This is a genomic window from Methylovorus glucosotrophus (assembly GCF_009858335.1).
Lineage (GTDB): Bacteria > Pseudomonadota > Gammaproteobacteria > Burkholderiales > Methylophilaceae > Methylovorus > Methylovorus glucosotrophus.
Genome location: NZ_VMSE01000001.1, coordinates 798,599 through 818,352, shown reverse-complemented (window position 1 = coordinate 818,352; position 19,754 = coordinate 798,599). Strand labels below are relative to the sequence as shown.

Here is a 19,754-nt window from a genome sequence, read left to right as displayed (position 1 = left end):
TATGAGTATTCCCCCACAAGATCTGAGTTATCTTGAGACCCTGAAATCCCAACTGCGCGAATCGCTGCATCTGGACCTAGACGATTATGGCCTGGATGAGCTGTCACGCGGTGAGTTCAGCAATACCTTCCTGGGTATTCAGTTGCATACGGCTTTCCAGCCGATTTATGACAGCGAAGCAGGCGACCTGTTTGGCCACGAAGCTTTCCTGCGCCCGTCTCTGGGTGGCGTACAGGAAGTCAGCCCGCACTTTGCGTTTTACTACGCCGAGCAATCAGGCAAGCTGGTGAAGTTTGACCGCGTCAGCCGTACCTTGCACGTGCTGAATTTCCGCCAGCTGCATGCCGAAAACGGTCTGTTGTTCCTCAATGTGCACACCAAGCTGCTGGCGAGTGTAAATGCCCATGGCAAGGTGTTTGAGCGCATTCTGCACAGCAATTCGGTGCCGACCAACCGCGTGGTGATTGAGATTCAGGAAAGTGCAGTTGACCAGGAAAAGCCTCTGGTGGAAGCCGTGGAAAACTACCGCGATCGCGGCTACAAGATCGCGATTGATGGATTTGGCAGCAAGCATTCCAATCTGGATCGCTTGTGGACGCTCTCCCCTGATTTCGTGAAACTGGATATCCAGTTGATTCAGGAAGCGGAACGCAACCCACGCGTACGCAAGATCATCCCCAAACTGCTCGGCATCATCAGCGACCTGGGCACGCAACCAGTGATTCAGGGTATCGAAACGCAGACGCAATTTGATATTGCCATTGAATCGGGCGCCAGCCTGTTGCAAGGTTACTTCTTGGGCAAGCCAGTCACGGCAAAGGAACTGCAACCTGTGTCGGTTTTCAAGCCCACCATTCGCGTCGCCGCTTGATGCCCGTTTTTACCATTAACATCTCCTCCTCTGAACCGGTGTGCATGCCAGGCATGCCCCGGTCCTTTTTCACCGCATTCTAGTTATATCAATATAAAAACATAGTATTTTTACTATATAAGCCGATTTGTTACATTGACGGCCGATTCAAAGCAAAACTTATTGCAAAGACAACGACGATAAAAATGGCGAAAAGACACCACGTTCTACCTGGATTCAACCTCTCCCTCGGGTACACCATCCTCTATTTGAGCCTGATCGTGCTGATCCCGCTGGGGGCAGCATTCCTGAAAACCACCGAACTCAGCTTTGCCGAATTCTGGACCACCGTCACGGCGCCACGCGTGCTAGCCTCCTACAAGCTGACGTTTGGCGCCTCCTTGATCGGCGCCTTCATCAACGCGATATTCGGCCTGCTGACTGCCTGGGTGCTGGTGCGCTACACTTTCCCCGGCAAACGCCTGGTGGATGCTTTGGTAGATCTGCCCTTCGCACTGCCGACAGCCGTCGCTGGTATTGCGCTGACAGCGATCTATGCAGGCAACGGCTGGATAGGTTCATTGCTGGAACCGCATGGCATCAAGGTCGCCTTCACCCCATTGGGTGTAGTCGTCGCCCTCACCTTTATTGGCCTGCCGTTTGTGGTGCGCACGGTGCAACCCGTGCTGGAAGATCTGGAAGCGGAAACCGAAGAGGCCGCCGCCAGTCTGGGCGCCAACCGTTGGCAAACCTTCCGCAAGGTGATTCTGCCTGCGATCTGGCCTGCCCTGCTCACTGGTTTTGCATTGGCCTTCGCCCGCGCCGTTGGCGAATACGGCTCGGTGATTTTCATCGCCGGCAATATGCCCATGGTGTCTGAAATCACACCGCTGATCATCATCACCAAGCTCGAGCAATACGACTACACCGGTGCCACCGCGATTGCCGTGGTCATGCTGGTGATCTCCTTCATCCTGTTGCTGGCGATCAATGGCCTGCAGTGGTGGAGCAGCCAGCGTAACGCCAAATCCGCCGAATAACACATACCAAGTCAAAGGCAAGCACGCATGTCATCTACTGTTTCTCATCTCGGTCATTACCAGGCCAAGGTTGCCCGCAGCCGCGCCACCTCTGAACCAGCGTGGATACGCTGGTCATTGATCGCCATTGCACTGGCGTTCCTCAGCCTGTTCCTGTTCATTCCGCTGGCAGCGGTATTTACCGAAGCCCTGCGCAAGGGCTTTGAAACCTATATCGCGGCCCTGGTCGAGCCAGATGCGTTGTCCGCCATCAAGCTCACCGTGATCGCTGCGGTCATTTCCGTCCCCCTGAATCTGGTATTCGGTGTGGCAGCCGCCTGGGCCATTGCCAAATTCGACTTCAAGGGCAAAAGCGTGCTGATCACGCTGATTGATCTGCCATTTGCCGTATCGCCGGTGATTGCCGGTCTGATCTATGTACTGATCTTTGGGTTGCAAGGCTGGTTTGGCGAATGGCTGATCGATCATGATTACAAAGTGATTTTTGCCATCCCCGGCATTGTGCTGGCCACCGTTTTCGTCACCTTCCCGTTTGTGGCGCGTGAGCTGATTCCGCTGATGCAGGCGCAAGGCAAGGAAGAAGAAGAAGCCGCCCTGGTACTGGGTGCCTCCGGCTGGCAGATACTCTGGCGTGTGACCCTGCCCAATATCAAATGGGGCCTGCTGTATGGTGTCATCCTGACCAATGCCCGAGCCATGGGCGAGTTTGGCGCGGTGTCGGTGGTCTCTGGCCATATCCGCGGCCTGACCAACACCATGCCGCTGCATGTCGAGATTCTCTATAACGAATACAACTACGCTGCCGCGTTTGCCGTGGCATCGCTGCTGGCTTTCCTGGCGCTGGTCACCCTCGCACTGAAAACCTTCATCGAATGGCAATCCGCCCGCAGTGCACGCACTACCGAACAATCTTCTGAAGAATAAAAGAGGCCGCAATGAGCATCGCAATTCGCAATATCCATAAACGCTTCGGCAAATTCAATGCCCTGAACAACATCAACCTGGATGTTCCTACGGGTGAACTTGTGGCCTTGCTCGGCCCGTCCGGTTGCGGCAAAACCACATTGCTGCGCATTATTGCCGGTCTGGAAGCCGCCGATGAAGGCAGCATTCTGTTTCATGGCAATGACGCTACCAGCCGTGATGTGCGCGAACGCGAAGTCGGCTTTGTGTTCCAGCATTACGCCCTGTTCCGCCACATGACCGTGTTTGAAAATGTAGCCTTCGGCCTGCGCGTACGTCCACGCAAAACACGCCCATCCGAGGCTGAAATCCACCGTCGCGTGCATGCCCTGCTTGAGCTGGTACAGCTGGACTGGCTGGCTGGCCGCTATCCACCGCAGCTCTCTGGCGGTCAGCGTCAGCGTATCGCCTTGGCCCGCGCCCTGGCAGTGGAGCCCAAGGTATTGCTGCTGGATGAGCCATTTGGCGCGCTGGATGCCAAAGTGCGTAAAGACTTGCGTCGCTGGTTGCGTCGCCTGCATGACGAACTGCACATCACCAGCGTATTTGTGACCCACGACCAGGAAGAGGCGCTGGAAGTCGCCGACCGTATCGTGGTCATGAACCAGGGCAATATCGAGCAGATCGGCAGCCCGCAGGAGGTGTATGACAAACCGGCTTCGCCTTTCGTCTACAAGTTCCTGGGCAACGTCAACCAGTTCCATGGCCGTGTGCACGCCGGCAAGGCGCATATCGACACGCTCGCACTGGATATCGACGACCATCACGAGACCGACAACACGCCTGCCCATGCCTTTGTTCGCCCACATGATATTGAAGTGCTGCGCGAGCGCGGCACCCAGCCCGCATTCAGCGCCGTGGTCAACTATATCAATGCCATCGGCCCACTGGTGCGCATCGAGCTGCAGCGCCAGGACAACCAGAGCATCGTCGAAGCCGAGCTGACTCGCGAACGTTTCCGCGAGCTGGCCCTGCAACAAGGTGAAGCGGTGTATATCCAGCCGCGCAATGTCCGCGTGTTTCTGGATGTGCCCAATTAAACACACCAGCTAAACACCTGACCTGAATCCCAGGCCAACCAGACCACTGGAGGCTAGTACGCAAGTACTAGCCTCTTTTTTTTCGAGTCGCGCTATCAAAGCCGACCGCACATAACACCAATCAACAGGGAATCATCATGAGCAAATCACATCCGGTATTCCAGGCATTGTCTGCCTCTTCGTCTTCTTTACTATGGCTGGCTCTGGGCACAGCCATTCCCCTGCAGGCCCACGCCACCGATGGCTATTTTTCCCATGGCTATGGCGTCAAGGCACAAGGCGCGGGCGGCGTCGGCATTGCATTGCCGCAAGACACCTTGAGCATCGCCGCCAACCCGGCAGGCCTGGCCGCCATTGGCAATCGCCTGGACATCGGCGCCACCTGGTTCAGACCGGTACGCGATGCTGAAATCGAGGGCAGTACATTCCCCATCAATGGCAAGTACGACGGTAATGACACCAAGAACTTTCTGATCCCGGAGTTTGGTTACAGCAAGCAGCTGAGTGACACCACTACCATCGGTGTCGCCCTGTATGGCAATGGCGGCATGAACACCGACTACAAAAATGGCTTTCCCCTGTTTAATAACACCGGTAGCCGGGTAGGGGTCAACTTCATTCAGGCCTTCGTCACGCCCACCATTGCCTGGAAACTGAGTCCGACCCAATCCATAGGTATCGGCCTCAACCTGGCCTATCAGCGTTTTGAAGCCAAGGGCCTGCAAAACTTTGCCAATAGCTCCTTTTCATCATCGCCGGACCATGTCACCAATAAAGGCGCAGACAGCTCCTACGGCGCAGGCCTGCATCTTGGCTGGCAAGGCAAGATCAACGACCAGGTGACCCTGGGTGCGCATTACCAGACCCGCACCTACATGACCAGGTTTGACCGCTACAAAGGCCTGTTTGCCGAACAGGGCGATTTTGACATTCCCGCCAACTTTGGCGTGGGCATTGCCGTCAAGGCCACCCCTGCGCTCACGCTGGCGGGCGACATCCAGCGCATACGCTATAGCGAGGTCGATGCGGTCGGCGCCAGCATCGCCAACTTCTTTACCGCGCAACTAGGTACGGATAACGGCGCAGGCTTTGGCTGGAAAGATGCCACCGTCTTCAAACTGGGCGCGCTGTATGCCTACAGCGAACAACTGACCCTGCGCGCAGGTTACAACCACGTCAACCAACCCATCCCCAGCAGCCAGACCTTGTTCAATACGCTGGCCCCGGCAGTGGTGGAAGACCATGTCTCCCTTGGCGCCACCTGGAAATTTGCCAATAGCAGCGAGCTGTCATTCAGCTATACCCATGCCTTTGAAAACGAAATCAAGGGTAGTGGCTCCATTCCTGCCGCGTTTGGGGGTGGCGACGTCAACCTCAAGATGTACCAGGATTCGCTGGGCGTTGCTTACAGCTGGGCACTGTAAAAAGCATGGACAAGGTGTGCGGACAGATGGCGTGCTTTGGCCTAGAATAGCCGCCATCCGCCGTCCCTTTATTTAGGAACCCTCATGATAGCCTGGGCAAACTTCACCCCTGTCCCCGCCTTTGTTGGCGGCTTGCTGATTGGCGTGGCCGCCGCCATGCTGATCCTCCTCAACGGCCGCATTGCCGGGGTAAGCGGCATATTGGGCCGCCTGCTGCAAGGCTGGGGCAAGGAAAGCGCCTGGTCCCTGCTGTTTGTATTGGGCCTGGTGTTGGCGCCATGGTTTTACAGCCTGGCAGCCCCACTGCCGGAAGCCCAGATAGAAGCAGGTCATGCGCGCCTCATCATCGCCGGTTTGCTGGTCGGCATAGGCACACGCCTGGCTTCGGGCTGCACCAGCGGGCACGGCGTATGCGGCCTTTCACGGCTGTCATTGCGCTCCCTGGCGGCGACCATTACCTTCATGCTGGCAGGCATCGTCACTGTGTCTGTCATTCGCCACCTGCTGGCATAAGCTTCCCTGACTGGACAACCACCATGCGCTTATTGACCGCGTTTGTTTCCGGCCTGATCTTCGGACTGGGCCTCATCATTTCCGGCATGACCAACCCAGCCAAGGTCATCGGCTTTCTGGATATTTTCGGCCATTGGGACCCTTCGCTCGGCCTGGTGATGGGCGGTGCCATCCTGGTCGGCGTGTTTGCATTTGCTTATGCCAAATCGCGCAAAACCAGCTTATTAGGCAATACCATGCAGTTGCCCACCAGTCAGGAGATTGATAAAAAACTGCTGGGCGGCAGCCTGCTGTTTGGCATCGGCTGGGGGCTGGCTGGCTACTGCCCAGGCCCGGCCATTGCCAGCCTGTTGAGCGATTACACCCAGCCCCTGATTTTCACCGCCGCCATGCTGGGCGGCATGTGGGTCAGCAGCAAACTTTCCTGAGAGCCATCCCCCTCGCGAACCGGCGCGCAGGAATTAGCCTGCGCTGCCAACATATCCGCAACACCTTAGGCTATAATCGCATCATTTAGCGCTTCTGGACCTCAGGCTAAACTTCATAATGATCAGAAAACTGCTGCAACGCGTTTTTAAAGGCTCACCCTCTTCCCCCAAAGCTGGCACGCGTACCGCTAAAACCAGCGGTTCCGTCAATCGCATTCCGGTCAAGACGCATAAAATCAACCGCAAACTGCTGAGTACAGGGGCTATCAAAACCACCGAAGGCCTGCAAAAAGCCGGGTTTGAGGCATTCATCGTCGGCGGCGCCGTGCGCGATCTGCTGCTGAAAAAGCGCCCCAAGGATTTTGATGTCGCGACCAATGCCACGCCCGAGCAGGTAAACCGCGTGTTCCGTCGCTCGCGCATCATTGGTCGGCGCTTTCGCCTCGTGCATGTCCTGTTTGGTGATGAAACGGTGGAGGTATCCACCTTCCGCGGCAGCCACCTGAATGACGATGGCGATGCCAAGATTGCCGACAGCGGCCGCATTCTGCGCGATAACGTATTCGGCAGCCAGGAAGACGATGCCCTGCGGCGCGACTTTACCGCCAACGCCTTGTATTACGATCCCTCCAGCGAAGATGTGCTGGACTTTCACCATGGTTACGAAGATATCCAGGCCGGCATCCTGCGCATGATAGGTGACCCGGTCACGCGCTACCGCGAAGACCCGGTGCGCATGCTGCGCGCCATCCGCCTGTCGGCCAAGCTCGGCCTCAAGCTGGATAAAGCCACCGAAGCGCCTATCCCCAAACTGGCTGACGAACTGCAGGAAGTCCCCGCTTCGCGCCTGTTTGATGAAATGCTCAAGCTGTTCCTTTCCGGCCATGCCATGGAAAGCGTCAAGGCCTTGCGTCAGCATGGGCTGCATCATGGCTTGCTGCCTCTGCTCGATGTCGTACTGGAACAGCCCATGGGTGAGCGTTTTGTCACGCTGGCGCTGAAAAATACCGATGAGCGCGTGCTGCAGGACAAGCCAGTGTCGCCCAGCTTTCTGTTTGCCACACTGCTCTGGCATGAGGTTCTCACCGCCTGGCAGCAATATCAGGACAATGGCGAGCGCCCTATCCCTGCGCTGCATCTCGCCATGCATGAGGTGTGCGACATTCAGGCGGAGAAACTCGCCATACACAAGCGCTACAGCACCACCATGAAGGAAATCTGGGGCATGCAGCCGCGCTTTGAGCAACGTTCGGGCAAGCGTCCCTACGCATTGCTGGAGCATCCACGTTACCGTGCCGCTTATGACTTCCTGCTGTTGCGCTGCGAGTCAGGCGAGTTACCCATGGAACTGGGCCAATGGTGGACTGACTTTGCCAATACCGATGGCGAACAGCGCAGCACCATGCTGCAGCCTGCCACCGCCGAACCCAAGAAACGTCGCCGCCGTTCACGCAAAAAACCGGCGGCCAAACCTGAAGCGGCATGAGTCGCGCCTTTGTAGCACTGGGCAGCAACCTCAAGGATCCGCAAGCGCAGGTGAGTTCGGCGCTAACCGCGCTGAACACCTTGCCAGAGACGCAGGTGGTTCGCCCTTCATCGCTTTATCGCACCGCGCCTGTGGGTTACGACAACCAGCCTGATTTCATCAACGCGGTTGCCGAGGTAAACACCACGCTGACGCCGATTGCCCTGCTGCGCGCCCTGCTGGCACTGGAAAACCAGTACGGCCGCGAGCGGCCTTTCCCCAATGCGCCGCGCGTGCTGGACCTCGATCTGCTGCTATATGAAGATGTGCAGATGCAGACCACCGAGCTGACGCTGCCGCATCCGCGCATGCATGAACGTGGATTTGTCATGCTGCCGCTGGCCGAGATTACGCCTGAGCTCAGGATCGGGCAATACGGCACGGCCAGCGAGCTGGCTAAAGCTTGCGGCGATCAAGGCGTTATCAAAGTAAAGGCTGAAGGTTAGCACCATGAGTTTGATCGACAAATTTCCCTATATCGTCATTGAAGGCCCGATAGGCAGTGGCAAAACCACGCTTGCGCGCAAGCTGGCAGATAAATTCTCCGTCAATTTGCTGCTGGAAAATGCCGAGAGCAATCCCTTCCTGCCGCGGTTTTATCTGGATGCGCCACGTTACGCTTTGCCTACGCAGCTATTCTTTCTATTTCAGCGTTGCGAACAAATCCGCGACCTGAGCCAGCGCGACCTGTTTGGCAAAGCCACCATCGCCGATTTCTTTCTGGAAAAAGACCCGCTGTTTGCCCGCATGAATCTGGATGACGAAGAGTTTGCCCTCTATCGCCAGATCTACCAGCACCTGCAAGTGCAGGTATCGACGCCTGATCTGGTGATCTACCTGCAAACCCCCGTCGATGCGCTGGCTGAACGCGTCAATCAGCGCAATATCAGCTATGAGCAGGAGATTCCGCGCGAATACCTGAAGCGGCTGGCCGATGCTTACAGCGAATTTTTCCACCAGTACGATGCCGCGCCCGTGCTCATCGTCAATAATGAAAATCTCGACATCACCAAGCGCGAAGGTGCGCTGGACCTGCTGATCGAGCGCACCTTGCAGATGCGGGGCCGTCGCGAATTTTTCAACCCCAACCTGGAATAGGCGTGACCGTACACGATTTACAGACCATGGCAGCGCGCGGCGAAAAAATCGCCATGCTGACCTGCTATGACGCCAGCTTTGCCAAGCTGATGGAAGCCGCTGGCGTGGATGTGCTGCTGGTCGGCGATTCACTGGGCATGGTATTGCAAGGCGCAACCGATACCCTGAGCGTGAGCATGCAGGATATGGTCTACCACACCCGCAGCGTAGCCGCCGGTAGCCGCCACACCCTGATCATGACCGACATGCCATATGGCAGCTATGAAAGTAGCCCCGAAGAAGCGCTGGATAACGCCAGACAATTGATCGCCGCGGGTGCCCATATCGTCAAGATCGAAGGCGGCGGCCACATGGTGGCGACAGCCCGCCATCTGGTCGCGCATGGCATACCGGTGTGTGCGCATCTGGGCTTCACCCCGCAATCTGTCAAGCAGCTGGGCGGCTACAAGATTCAAGGCAAAACCGAAGATAGCGCCAGCCAGATCATGGCGGATGCCGAGGCCATGAGCGCAGCAGGTGTATGCCTGGTATTGATGGAAATGGTGCCCGCCGCGCTGGCTGCCGAAATTACCCGGCGCATTGCCGCGCCCACCATAGGCATAGGCGCAGGTGCGGACTGTAGCGGCCAGGTGCTGGTGATTCAGGATCTGCTGGGCATTTACACCGGACCGGCTGACAAAGATCCGGGCAGCTTCAAATCGCCGCGTTTCGTGCGCAATTTTCTGCAGGAAAGCACCAGCATTCAGGAAGCCGTTAGCCGTTACGTGCAGGCGGTCAAATCCGGCGAATTCCCCTCCGTGGCCCACGCTTACTAAGCCTGGCCATTCTCCATCGAGCATTTATGGACATCCTACACAGCGTTACCGAACTCCGCGCCCGCCTCGCTGGCGAAACCCGCATCAGCTTTGTGCCCACCATGGGCAATCTGCATGATGGGCACATCCATCTGGTCAACCTGGCGCGCCAACATGGCGACTGTGTGGTCGTCAGTATTTTCGTCAATCCGCTGCAGTTTGGCCCCAACGAAGATCTGGACAACTACCCACGCACGCTGGAGCAGGATTGCGCCCGGCTGCAAGCGGCCGGTGTCGATGTCGTGTTCGCGCCCTCGGTCAGCGAGATGTACCCCACCGCGCAAACCATGACCATCAGCGCCCCGCCTATCGCCGACAGCCTCTGTGGTGCCAGCCGCCCCGGCCATTTTTCCGGGGTCGCCACCGTGGTGATGAAGCTCTTTAATCTGGTACAGCCGCAAGTCGCCATATTCGGTAAAAAAGATTACCAGCAGCTCAGCGTCATTCGCGAGCTGGTGCAGCAATTCAATCTACCAATCAGCATCATCGGCGGCGATACCGTGCGCGAGGCCGATGGCCTGGCCATGAGCTCACGCAATGGCTACCTCAGCCCGGCGCAACGGCAAGAGGCCAAGCGCCTGCATGCTGCATTGCAGCTGGTAAAGCAGGCTATCCAGAAAGGCAATCATGATTACCCCGCCATCTGCGAGCAGACGCGCCAGTATTTGACGCAGCTCGGCTGGATCGTTGATTATATTGAGGTGCGTGCTGCATCTACCCTGCAGCCTGCTACCGCCAAGGATACCCAGCTGGTCGCACTGGCCGCGGCCCGCCTGGGCAAAACGCGGCTGATCGACAATCTGGAATTTGGCGCAAGCCACCAGGCTTGATGTATCGCAGCCGGCCGCGGCCAAAGCGGGCTGGTCGCGCTAACCCTCTCACCCGGGAGCTCACCATGCGTTTGCTGGCATTGGTTTTAAGCAGTCTGCTCTTGCTCAGCCATATGGCGGAGGCAGGCCCCCTGCGCGACCTGATCAACAAGCGCGCCGATGCCCGCAGCAGCGAGATGGAAGAGGAAGATGCCGCAGACGGCAGCACAGCACTTCCCGCAGGCGTAAAGCTACTGGCCGACATTGCCTACGGCCCGGACAAGCTGCAAAAAATGGATGTGTATCTGCCGCCGCCATCCGCGCAGGCGCCCACTGCTCAAGCCCCGATCATTGTCATGGTGCACGGCGGCGCCTGGCGCATAGGCGACAAAACCCACAGCAAGGTAGTCACCAACAAAATAGCCCGCTGGGTTCCCAAAGGCATCATCCTCGTCTCGCTCAACTACCGCATGCTGCCCGACACTGCGCCCCTGGCACAAGCTGAGGATGCCGCCCTCGCCCTCTCGGTGATCCAGCAAAAAGCGCCCGGCTGGAAAGGTGATTCCGGCCAGCTCATTCTGATGGGCCATTCCGCAGGCGCGCACCTGGTGAGCCTGCTTTCATCACAGCCGTCCATCGCCACCGCCTTCGGCGCCAAGCCCTGGCTGGCAACCATCTCGCTGGATAGTGCCGCACTGGATGTCCCCACCATCATGCAGCGCCGTCACCCACGTTTTTATGACCAGGCCTTTGGCAAAGACGCCAACTACTGGCGTGCCACCTCCCCGCTGCAGCAGCTCACCCAGCAGTCACTTCCCCTGCTTGCCGTATGCTCCACCCAGCGTCGGGACAACCCCTGCGAACAGGCCTATGGCTATCAGCGCCGGGCGCAGGAACTCGGGGTGCGCGTTGAGGTGCTGGAGCAGAATCTCAACCATGGCGAGATCAATGGTCAACTTGGCCTGGAAAACCCCTATACCAGGCGCGTGGAAAAATTTATATCCGCGCAATCCGCAGGCCTATCTGAAAAACTGGGCAGCAAGCCCTAGCCCTCCTGCAAGGCGGCATCCGCGCCATTCATGATGCGGCGATCATCAGGGGCAAGGCCGCGTTTGTCGGCGCCGCGCTAAAAACTTCGTTTATTCAGCGTGTTGTTTACCTTATAATGATCGGCCGAATTGAACAAACCCAGACCAACCATGCAAAGAACCATGCTCAAATCCAAATTGCACCGTGTGCGCGTGACGCACTCGGAGCTGGACTATGAGGGCTCCTGTGCGATTGACGAGGCATTGCTCGACGCCGCCGATATTCGCGAGTACCAGCAGATCGACATTTACAACGTCAACAATGGCGAGCGCTTCACCACCTATGCCATTCGTGCCGAGCGCAACTCGGGCGTGATCTCGGTCAATGGCGCAGCTGCACGCAAGGCAAGCCCTGGCGATTTGCTGATCATTGCGACCTATGCCACGTACAGCGAAGTTGAGCTGGAAAAATTCAAGCCCCAGCTGGTGTATGTTGATGCGCAAAACCGCATCAAGGACCAGCGTCAGGCAATCCCCGTACAAGTATCTTCACAGGCCGCCTGAATGTTAGAACTAGAAGCAATGAAACTGGCCGTCATCGACGCGCTGGAAGATATCAAAGCCTTTGATATCACCGTGATGGACGTGCGCAAGCTGACCTCCATGACCAATTACATGATCGTCGCCAGCGCCAATTCCACGCGCCAGGCCAAAGCGGTTGCAGATAACGTGCGTGAAAAGCTGCGCGAAAAAGGCGTGCCACTGCGTGGTACCGAAGGCGAAAAAGAAGGCGAATGGGTGCTGGTTGATCTGGACGATATCGTCGTTCACATCATGATCCCGACCGCCCGCGCCTACTACAATCTGGAACAGCTCTGGGGCGAAACCGAGAGCCGTCGTTCCGCCTCCCAGGCCAGCAACGCCTGAGTCTTTCCCCTTGAAACTGCGTATTCTCTCGGTCGGCCACAAAATGCCCGACTGGGTTGAAACAGCCTGCAGTGAATACCTGAAGCGCATGCCGCGCGAAGCAAGTGTCGAGATTGTTGAAATCAAGCCTGACAAGCGCGCCTCTGGCAAAAATGCCGAGGTAGTGCAGGAAGCGGAAGCCAAGCGCATTCTGGAAGCCGTGGGCAAAGACTATCTGATCGCCCTCGATGAGCGCGGCCAGGAAGTGACCACGGTGCAGCTCGCTGCCCGCATGGAAACCTGGCTGACCAGCGGGCGGGATATTGCCCTGGTCATTGGCGGCGCCGACGGTTTGCATGCCAGCGTCAAATCGCGTGCCGACTGGTTGTGGGGCTTGTCCAAACTTACCCTGCCTCATGGCATGGTGCGCGTATTGCTGGCCGAGCAACTTTATCGCGCCTGGACAGTCATTCAGCATCATCCTTACCACCGCGAATAGCGGGCACTCTCCTTATGACAACCTCGTCCTACGCCCTGGTCTGGTTTCGCCGCGACTTGCGCGACTTTGACCACGCCGCGCTCTACCATGCCCTGAAAGCGCATACGCATGTCTATTGCGCCTTTGTGTTTGATACCGACATTCTGGATGCCCTGCCAGACCGCGCCGACCGCCGGGTCGAGTTTATCTGGGAAAGCGTACGTGAGTTGCAACAGGCCCTGCGATCACAAGGCGGGGATCTTATTGTGCTGCATGCCTGTGCCAAAGAAGCCATCCCGGCATTGGCCGTTAAACTCAAGGCCAGCGCGGTTTACAGCAATCGCGACTATGAGCCTGATGCCGTCGCGCGCGATGCCGAGGTAGCAGCCAAGCTCGCCAGCCACGATATTGCGTTTCATCAGTACAAGGATCAGGTGATTTTTGAACAGGATGAGGTGCTGACGCAGGCAGGCAAACCTTATGGCGTATTCACCCCCTACAAAAATGCCCACCTGAAAAAGCTCAATGACTTTTATCTGCAAGCCTATCCGGTAGATCGCTATCGTCAGCATCTGGCCGCTGCTGACAAAACGGACATGCCGACTCTGGAATCCATGGGCTTTGCCCGTACCAATCTGGCGGAGATGAAATTACCCACCGGCATGTCCGGCGGCCAGCAGCTGTTTGCGGAATTTCAGGAGCGCATGGCCCGCTACAAGGACGCGCGGGATTTTCCCGCCGTCAAAGGCCCTTCGTATCTATCGGTGCATTTGCGCTTTGGCACGGTGTCCATCCGCCATCTGGCGCGCACCGCCTGGCAACAACACAATGCGGGCGCGGAAACCTGGCTGAATGAACTGATCTGGCGCGATTTTTATTTCCAGGTATTGCATCACCATCCACAGGTAGCCGCTGGCCGGGCTTTCAAGCTGGAATTTGATGCGATTGCCTTCCCCAACCAGCAGGCACTGTTCGATGCATGGTGCGAAGGCCGCACCGGTTATCCGCTAGTGGATGCCGCCATGCGCCAGCTCAACCAGACCGGCTACATGCACAATCGCCTGCGCATGGTCACCGCCAGCTTTCTGGTCAAGGATCTGCTGATCGACTGGCGCTGGGGCGAACGTTATTTTGCCGAACGATTGATTGACTTTGATCTTGCTGCGAATAATGGCGGCTGGCAGTGGGCGGCCTCGACCGGCTGCGATGCCCAGCCCTGGTTCCGCATTTTCAACCCCGTCACGCAATCCGAAAAATTTGATGCGCAGGGCAAATTCATCCGCAAATATGTACCGGAATTGGCAGCCTGCCACGAGAAGGAAATTCACGCGCCGTGGTTGATGCCACCCTTGCGCCAGCAGAGTCTGGGCTTGGTCATCGGCAAAGACTATCCCGCGCCTGTGGTAGAGCATAGCGTGCAGCGTGAAAAAGCGCTGGCGCTATACAAAAACGCCTCTGCCACCCAAGCGCCTGAGCGTTAATCGCCCAGCGAGCGCAACGATTTTCCACTGAAGAGATTGCGCTCGATGCGCTCCAGCGATACGCCACGCGTTTCCGGCACCAGCAGCAGAGTCAGCAAAATAAACAGCAGATTGCACCCGGCGTAGAACCAGAAGGTATGGGCACTGCCCAGCACATTGAGCATGGTGAGGAAGGTCGCACCAACCACCATATTGGCAATCCAGTTGGTGAAGGTGGACACGGCAATACCAAAATCACGGCCGCGCAAGGGCTGTATCTCGGAACACAACACCCAGACCAGCGGACCGGCAGACATGGCAAAGCCGGTGATAAAGATCAGCAGCATCGCCACCGCCGCCATCTGCTGCGCCTGGCTATCTATGCCGATATGCATCAGCAGGCCCAGCACGCCTATGCCCAGGCCCATGGTCAAAAAGCCGACATAAAGCACCGGTTTGCGACCCCAGCGGTCCACCAGCGCAATGGCAATAAAAGTGGCCAGCACATTGGTAAGCCCCACAATCACCGTGCCCCACATCTGGGCCACCGGGTCGTTAAAACCCGCCAGGTCAAAAATGCGCGGCGCGTAGTACATGACCACATTCATGCCGGTCAACTGCTGCATGATCTGCAACAGCATGCCAAGATATACGGCCCGGCGCACGTGCCGGTTGGCAAAGAACAAGCCCCAGCCCTGCTGTTTTTGCGCGAGCTGCTGGCGGATTTCATCCAGCTCGTGTTCAACCTCGGTTTCATTGACACGCAACTGCTGCAAGACGCGGCGGGCATGCGCTTCACGTCCGCGCAGCATGAGCCAGCGCGGACTGCGCGGCAGCAATAAAACCCCGAAAAAGAGAATCACGGCCGGGATGGCAATAATGCCCAGCATCCAGCGCCATGCGCCGCTATAACTGAAGAAGGTATTGGAAAGAAAGGCCAGCAGAATGCCGAGCGTGATCATGAGCTGATAAAGCGAGATCATGGAGCCGCGCACCTTGCCAGGCGCGATTTCGGACAAATACAAAGGCGCGGTAAACGAGGCAATACCCACCGCCAGCCCCAGCAGCACGCGCGCCAGTATCAGCGGAACTGGCCCCCAGGCGAGCGCGCATAACAACGAGCCCACCACAAACAGCAATGCGCCCAGCAACAGGGAATATTTTCGCCCGAGACGGTAGGATAACCAGCCCGCAGCCAATGCGCCGAAGGCGGCGCCAAACATCATGGAACTGACGATCCATTCCTGCACCTGGTCGGGCACATCAAACTCGCGGGCAATAAACGGCAGCGCACCGGAAATCACCCCGATATCGAGTCCGAACAACAAACCCGCCAGGGCACCTAGCAGGCCGGTCATGAACACCTTGCGCCTTACCTGCGTGGCATGACGGCTGGTAGCAGAGAGTATTTCGCTCACACAACAACTCCTGTGCCGGGATGATGCCGCATGTTAGCATGGGCTGCGTCAAAAGCTTCTGAACAAAGCGCGCTTTCCAGAGTCATTCAGACAACATTCGTAAACCTACAGGAGTCTTTATGTCACACAATCAAGCCGCCATTGAAGCCATTGCCGACCGTTTTACCGAACTGGTGCAGCAAGCCTTTGATAACGCCTATGAAGTCAACGATACCGACACCACCTTCAGCGAGTTTGTGGAAGAGCTGTTCGAAAACATTGAACAGGTATTCTCTGAACATGTCGCCACCGAGGTGCTGCAATTTACCGACAAAGAAGTCGAAAGCTATAACGGCGGCAGCGGTCTTTATCTGGACGACATTCAACCCCTGCTGGACGATGATGAAGACGACGAAGAAGTCGAGGATGATTACGACGACGAGACCGAGCACTAAATCGTACGCCGGTGCTTTTGTTACTCGGCGCTGAAATAGTCCTGCACACGCTCAACCTCATGGCGCGAGCCCAGAATCACCGACACGCGCTGGTGCAAGGCATGCGGCACAAGCTCCAGCAAACGCTGGCGTCCTGTGCTGGCCAAGCCACCAGCCTGCTCCACCAGCATCGCCATGGGGTTGGCCTCATAGAGCAACCGTAACCTGCCGCCCTGTGCGGCATTTTTATTGTCCATGGGGTACATGAAAATGCCGCCGCGCAACAGAATACGGTGCACCTCAGCCACCATGGACGCTACCCAGCGCATATTGAAATCCACACCGCGTGGCCCGCTGGCACCCTGCACGCACTCGTCTACATACCGCTTGATGGCGGGCGGCCAATGGCGCTGGTTGGACATATTGATGGCAAATTCGCGGCTATCATCAGCTATCCGCATTTGCGGATGCGTCAGCATGAATTCACCAGTGCCATGATCCAGCGTAAACCCATCCACCCCACTCCCGGTCGTGATCACCAGCATGGTAGAAGAACCATACAAGGCATAGCCCGCGCATACCTGCTGCACACCGGGCTGCAAAAAGTCTGCCAGTTGCGGCTGGACGACGCCTTCCGGGCAACGCAATACCGAAAAAATGGAGCCCACTGAAATATTGACGTTCACATTCGATGAGCCATCCAGGGGATCAAACAGCAACAAATACCGGCCATGTACTCCCTCCGGCATCAGGTATGGATCGTCCATCTCTTCGGAGGCCATGCCAGCCAGCAATCCACTTGCCTGATTACTTTCCAGGAAAATCGTGTTGGCAATCACATCCAGCGCTTTTTGTACTTCACCCTGCACATTCTGGCTGCCGAGGTCGCCCATGGTGCCCAGCAAGGCCCCCTGATTGACCGCCTGTGCCACGCGCTTGCAGCTGGTGACAATATCGTTAAGTATCAGCGTCAGTTCACCGGTCGCCCCGGCATGCTGCTGCTGGGCGCGCGTCAGGTAGTGTTGTATGGTCATCAATGACATGCGACAAGGTTCCTTGAATAGACAATAATGAGCGGCACTCACCAGCAAAAAGGATCACCCGGGGTGCAGTGACCATTCTCGTCACCAGTGTCAGATTTTCGCAACTGAATCTCTGGTGAAGCACAGCAAAAAAGTGGACAATGCACAGGCCGTCGGTTAAAGTCCGATGTGGTTTCCGGCCCGGGCCGGTCGTCCAACGCAATAATATCAATCATACAGTTTGGAACAACGCATGCGCACCAAATCATATGCCGTCATTGCCAGCCTCGTCTTGGCCTCCCTGTTATCAGGCTGTGCCTCGCAAGCCAACAAAGACCCGCTCGAAGGCCTCAATCGTGGCGTTTACAAATTCAACGACACCGCTGACAAAGCCGTCATCAAGCCAATCGCAGGGGCATACAAGGCCGTGATGCCATCTCCCGTGCGCTCTGGCGTAAGCAACTTCTTCAACAACCTGGGTACCTTTGTATCCGTGATCAACAATCTGTTGCAGTTCAAGATTGATAATGCCATGAGCGAAGCTGGCCGCTTCGTCATCAACAGCACCTTCGGTATTGCTGGTCTGATTGATGTAGCATCCAAAGACGGTATTGAGCGTCACCCTGAAGACTTCGGTCAAACCCTGGGTTACTGGGGTGTAGGCAATGGCGCCTATCTGGTGCTGCCTTTCCTCGGCCCAAGCACACTGCGCGACACTGGCGGTCTGGTCGTCGACACCGTGGCCTTTGATCCGATCAGCTACGTAGACAATCCACGCACACGTAACCAGGCGCGTCTGCTGAACCTGATCGACAAGCGTTCACAATATCTGCCAGCGAGTGACTTGCTGGACGATGCAGCACTGGACCCATACGCCTTCATGCGTGATGCCTACCTGCAACGTCGTGCCAACCAGATCAATGATCACGTCACCGCAACCGATGACGACGATGATGATCTGCCACAGCCTAACGTGAATGGCGACAAGAAATAAGTCAGACCTGATCTGACCCAGCAAAAAGCCCGGCATGCCGGGCTTTTTGTTTGTCTGGATACTTGCTTTCCCTGCTTGCGGGCAAGAACCTGCGCTTAATCCCCCGCCACCGTCATCTGCTCAATCAGGATAGAGCCAACCTGCTTGGAGCCCTGCACCAGCACATCATTACCGATGGCTACGATCTGCATGAACATATCGCGCAGATTGCCGGCAATGGTGATTTCTTCTACTGGATGAACAATCACACCATTCTCTACCCAGAAACCGGCAGCGCCACGCGAGTAATCGCCTGTCACCATATTGATGCCGTGCCCTAGCAACTCGGTCACCAGCAAGCCGGTACCCATTTGGCGCAGCAAGCCATTCAGATCTTCGCCAGGCTTGCCTTGCTGGCTCACCAGCAGATTATGGTTGCCACCGGCATTACCTGTGGTTTGCATGCCTAATTTACGCGCGGAATAACTGGAAAGCACATAGCCCTGCAGCACACCGTTTTCCACCAGCATGCGGGACTTTGTGGCAACGCCTTCGTTATCAAACGGGGCACTGGCGAGTGCGCCGCGAATATGCGGCTGCTCGCTGATATTCACAATTGATGACATCACCGGCTTGCCGAGAGAATCCAGCAAAAACGATGACTTGCGATACAGACTGCCGCCAGAAACAGCGCTGATCAGATGTGAAATCAGGCCGGATGCCAGCGAGGCATCAAACAGCACCGGCACTTGCGCGGTCTTGATGCGGCGGCAGCCCAGGCGACGCACGGTGCGTTCCCCTGCCAGTTGGCCAATGTTTTTCGGGCTATCGAGCCAATCTGCGTTGCGGGCCGTGCTGTACCAGTAATCACGCTGCATGGCATCGGCTTCTTCGGCGATCACCGAGCAACTGATGCTGTGCCGTGAACTCAGGTAGCCGCCGGAAAATCCATGGCTATTGGCATAGGAGAACAGGCCTTCATAGGTAGAGACAGAAGCCCCTTCCGAATTGGTAATGCGCTTATCCACTGCACGCGCCGCATCTTCACATTCGGTAGCCAAACGCACGGCATCATCCACCGAAATCGTCCAGGGATGATGCAGATCCAGATCCGGCACGTCGCGCGCCATCAGCGCCGCGTCAGCCAGACCACAAAACTCGTCTTTAGCGGTGTAGCGGGCGATATTGCAGGCTGCCGCCACGGTATCCTGCAAAGCTTGCGGATTCAGGTCCGAGGTACTGGCATGGCCTTTTTGCTGGCCAAAATACACGGTGACCGACATGCCTTTATCGCGGTTGTACTCAATGGTCTCCGTCTCGCCCATGCGCACGGACACATTCTGCCCGACACCAAAACTGACCTCCGCCTCAGCGGCACTGGCGCCCGCGGCCTTGGCCAGTGCCAATACGCGCGCACTCATCTCGCGCAGATCATCCAGCGTATGACTGAATCCGGTGGTTGGGGCAACGTGGGTTACGCTCACATTAAGTCTCTTGGGGAAAAACTGCTAT

General features: G+C 57.0%; 22 protein-coding genes. 19 read left to right on the top strand and 3 right to left on the bottom strand.

Annotated elements, in window-relative coordinates; all coding sequences use genetic code 11:
- Position 1: 1 nt before the first annotated feature.
- The 17 genes from FNL37_RS03840 to FNL37_RS03760 all read left to right on the top strand — a co-directional run bounded on the left by FNL37_RS03840 (position 2) and on the right by FNL37_RS03760 (position 14,437).
- Positions 2 to 871, top strand: a complete 870-nt coding sequence (locus FNL37_RS03840) for an EAL domain-containing protein (protein WP_159355192.1) — start codon at positions 2 to 4, stop codon at positions 869 to 871.
- A gap of 185 nt (positions 872 to 1,056) precedes the next feature.
- Positions 1,057 to 1,890, top strand: coding sequence for a sulfate ABC transporter permease subunit CysT (gene cysT / locus FNL37_RS03835; RefSeq protein WP_015830730.1), 834 nt, complete (start codon positions 1,057 to 1,059; stop codon positions 1,888 to 1,890).
- A gap of 27 nt (positions 1,891 to 1,917) precedes the next feature.
- Positions 1,918 to 2,814 carry a sulfate ABC transporter permease subunit CysW gene (gene cysW / locus FNL37_RS03830; RefSeq protein WP_013442883.1) on the top strand — a complete coding sequence of 299 codons (897 nt, stop codon included), beginning with the start codon at positions 1,918 to 1,920 and terminating at the stop codon, positions 2,812 to 2,814.
- 11 nt (positions 2,815 to 2,825) lie between these two features.
- Positions 2,826 to 3,893, top strand: coding sequence for a sulfate/molybdate ABC transporter ATP-binding protein (locus FNL37_RS03825; RefSeq protein ID WP_013442884.1), 1,068 nt, complete (start codon positions 2,826 to 2,828; stop codon positions 3,891 to 3,893).
- A gap of 137 nt (positions 3,894 to 4,030) precedes the next feature.
- On the top strand, positions 4,031 to 5,317 hold the full coding sequence (locus tag FNL37_RS03820; protein WP_159355191.1) for an OmpP1/FadL family transporter: 1,287 nt from the start codon (positions 4,031 to 4,033) through the stop codon (positions 5,315 to 5,317).
- An 84-nt stretch (positions 5,318 to 5,401) separates the two neighbouring features.
- Complete coding sequence (locus FNL37_RS03815; protein WP_013442886.1) at positions 5,402 to 5,830, top strand: YeeE/YedE family protein; 429 nt, start codon at positions 5,402 to 5,404, stop codon at positions 5,828 to 5,830.
- A 23-nt stretch (positions 5,831 to 5,853) separates the two neighbouring features.
- The gene (locus FNL37_RS03810) at positions 5,854 to 6,258 is read left to right on the top strand and encodes a DUF6691 family protein (protein WP_159355190.1); all 405 of its coding nucleotides are present in this window, start codon (positions 5,854 to 5,856) and stop codon (positions 6,256 to 6,258) included.
- A 118-nt stretch (positions 6,259 to 6,376) separates the two neighbouring features.
- The gene (gene pcnB / locus FNL37_RS03805; RefSeq protein ID WP_159355189.1) at positions 6,377 to 7,744 is read left to right on the top strand and encodes a polynucleotide adenylyltransferase PcnB; all 1,368 of its coding nucleotides are present in this window, start codon (positions 6,377 to 6,379) and stop codon (positions 7,742 to 7,744) included.
- Positions 7,741 to 8,229, top strand: coding sequence for a 2-amino-4-hydroxy-6-hydroxymethyldihydropteridine diphosphokinase (gene folK, locus FNL37_RS03800; RefSeq protein WP_159355188.1), 489 nt, complete (start codon positions 7,741 to 7,743; stop codon positions 8,227 to 8,229). The genes pcnB and folK overlap by 4 nt, the downstream gene beginning before the upstream one ends.
- A gap of 4 nt (positions 8,230 to 8,233) precedes the next feature.
- A complete protein-coding gene (locus tag FNL37_RS03795) occupies positions 8,234 to 8,881 on the top strand; it encodes a deoxynucleoside kinase (protein ID WP_013442890.1) in 648 nt (215 codons plus the stop codon).
- Between the two features lie 2 nt (positions 8,882 to 8,883).
- Entirely contained in the window at positions 8,884 to 9,696 is an 813-nt protein-coding gene (gene panB / locus FNL37_RS03790; protein WP_159355187.1) for a 3-methyl-2-oxobutanoate hydroxymethyltransferase, read from the top strand.
- Between the two features lie 26 nt (positions 9,697 to 9,722).
- Positions 9,723 to 10,565: a pantoate--beta-alanine ligase gene (gene panC / locus FNL37_RS03785; protein ID WP_159355186.1), complete on the top strand. Its 843-nt coding sequence runs from the start codon at positions 9,723 to 9,725 to the stop codon at positions 10,563 to 10,565.
- Positions 10,566 to 10,630: 65 nt separating this feature from the next.
- The gene (locus FNL37_RS03780; protein ID WP_244948193.1) at positions 10,631 to 11,593 is read left to right on the top strand and encodes an alpha/beta hydrolase; all 963 of its coding nucleotides are present in this window, start codon (positions 10,631 to 10,633) and stop codon (positions 11,591 to 11,593) included.
- 150 nt (positions 11,594 to 11,743) lie between these two features.
- Positions 11,744 to 12,136 carry an aspartate 1-decarboxylase gene (gene panD, locus FNL37_RS03775; protein WP_015830742.1) on the top strand — a complete coding sequence of 131 codons (393 nt, stop codon included), beginning with the start codon at positions 11,744 to 11,746 and terminating at the stop codon, positions 12,134 to 12,136.
- Positions 12,137 to 12,499: a ribosome silencing factor gene (gene rsfS / locus FNL37_RS03770; RefSeq protein WP_015830743.1), complete on the top strand. Its 363-nt coding sequence runs from the start codon at positions 12,137 to 12,139 to the stop codon at positions 12,497 to 12,499. It begins immediately after the preceding gene.
- 10 nt (positions 12,500 to 12,509) lie between these two features.
- Positions 12,510 to 12,977 (top strand): 23S rRNA (pseudouridine(1915)-N(3))-methyltransferase RlmH, encoded by a 468-nt coding sequence (rlmH, locus tag FNL37_RS03765; protein ID WP_159355185.1) that lies wholly within the window; start codon positions 12,510 to 12,512, stop codon positions 12,975 to 12,977.
- A gap of 14 nt (positions 12,978 to 12,991) precedes the next feature.
- Positions 12,992 to 14,437: a cryptochrome/photolyase family protein gene (locus FNL37_RS03760; RefSeq protein ID WP_159355184.1), complete on the top strand. Its 1,446-nt coding sequence runs from the start codon at positions 12,992 to 12,994 to the stop codon at positions 14,435 to 14,437.
- On the opposite strand, the gene FNL37_RS03755 is transcribed toward FNL37_RS03760, so the two are convergent.
- Positions 14,434 to 15,834, bottom strand: a complete 1,401-nt coding sequence (locus tag FNL37_RS03755) for a sugar porter family MFS transporter (protein ID WP_159355183.1) — start codon at positions 15,832 to 15,834, stop codon at positions 14,434 to 14,436. The two genes, FNL37_RS03760 and FNL37_RS03755, sit on opposite strands and share 4 nt — an antisense overlap.
- A 119-nt stretch (positions 15,835 to 15,953) precedes the next feature.
- Here FNL37_RS03755 and FNL37_RS03750 point away from each other — a divergent pair, with 119 nt between their 5' ends.
- Positions 15,954 to 16,268, top strand: coding sequence for a hypothetical protein (locus tag FNL37_RS03750; RefSeq protein WP_013442899.1), 315 nt, complete (start codon positions 15,954 to 15,956; stop codon positions 16,266 to 16,268).
- A gap of 20 nt (positions 16,269 to 16,288) precedes the next feature.
- On the opposite strand, the gene FNL37_RS03745 is transcribed toward FNL37_RS03750, so the two are convergent.
- Positions 16,289 to 17,290 (bottom strand): class 1 fructose-bisphosphatase, encoded by a 1,002-nt coding sequence (locus FNL37_RS03745; RefSeq protein ID WP_159355182.1) that lies wholly within the window; start codon positions 17,288 to 17,290, stop codon positions 16,289 to 16,291.
- 232 nt (positions 17,291 to 17,522) lie between these two features.
- Here FNL37_RS03745 and FNL37_RS03740 point away from each other — a divergent pair, with 232 nt between their 5' ends.
- Entirely contained in the window at positions 17,523 to 18,263 is a 741-nt protein-coding gene (locus FNL37_RS03740) for an MlaA family lipoprotein (RefSeq protein ID WP_013442901.1), read from the top strand.
- Between the two features lie 95 nt (positions 18,264 to 18,358).
- Here FNL37_RS03740 and pmbA read toward each other — a convergent pair whose 3' ends face one another.
- Positions 18,359 to 19,726 (bottom strand): metalloprotease PmbA, encoded by a 1,368-nt coding sequence (gene pmbA / locus FNL37_RS03735; protein WP_159355181.1) that lies wholly within the window; start codon positions 19,724 to 19,726, stop codon positions 18,359 to 18,361.
- Positions 19,727 to 19,754: the final 28 nt, after the last annotated feature.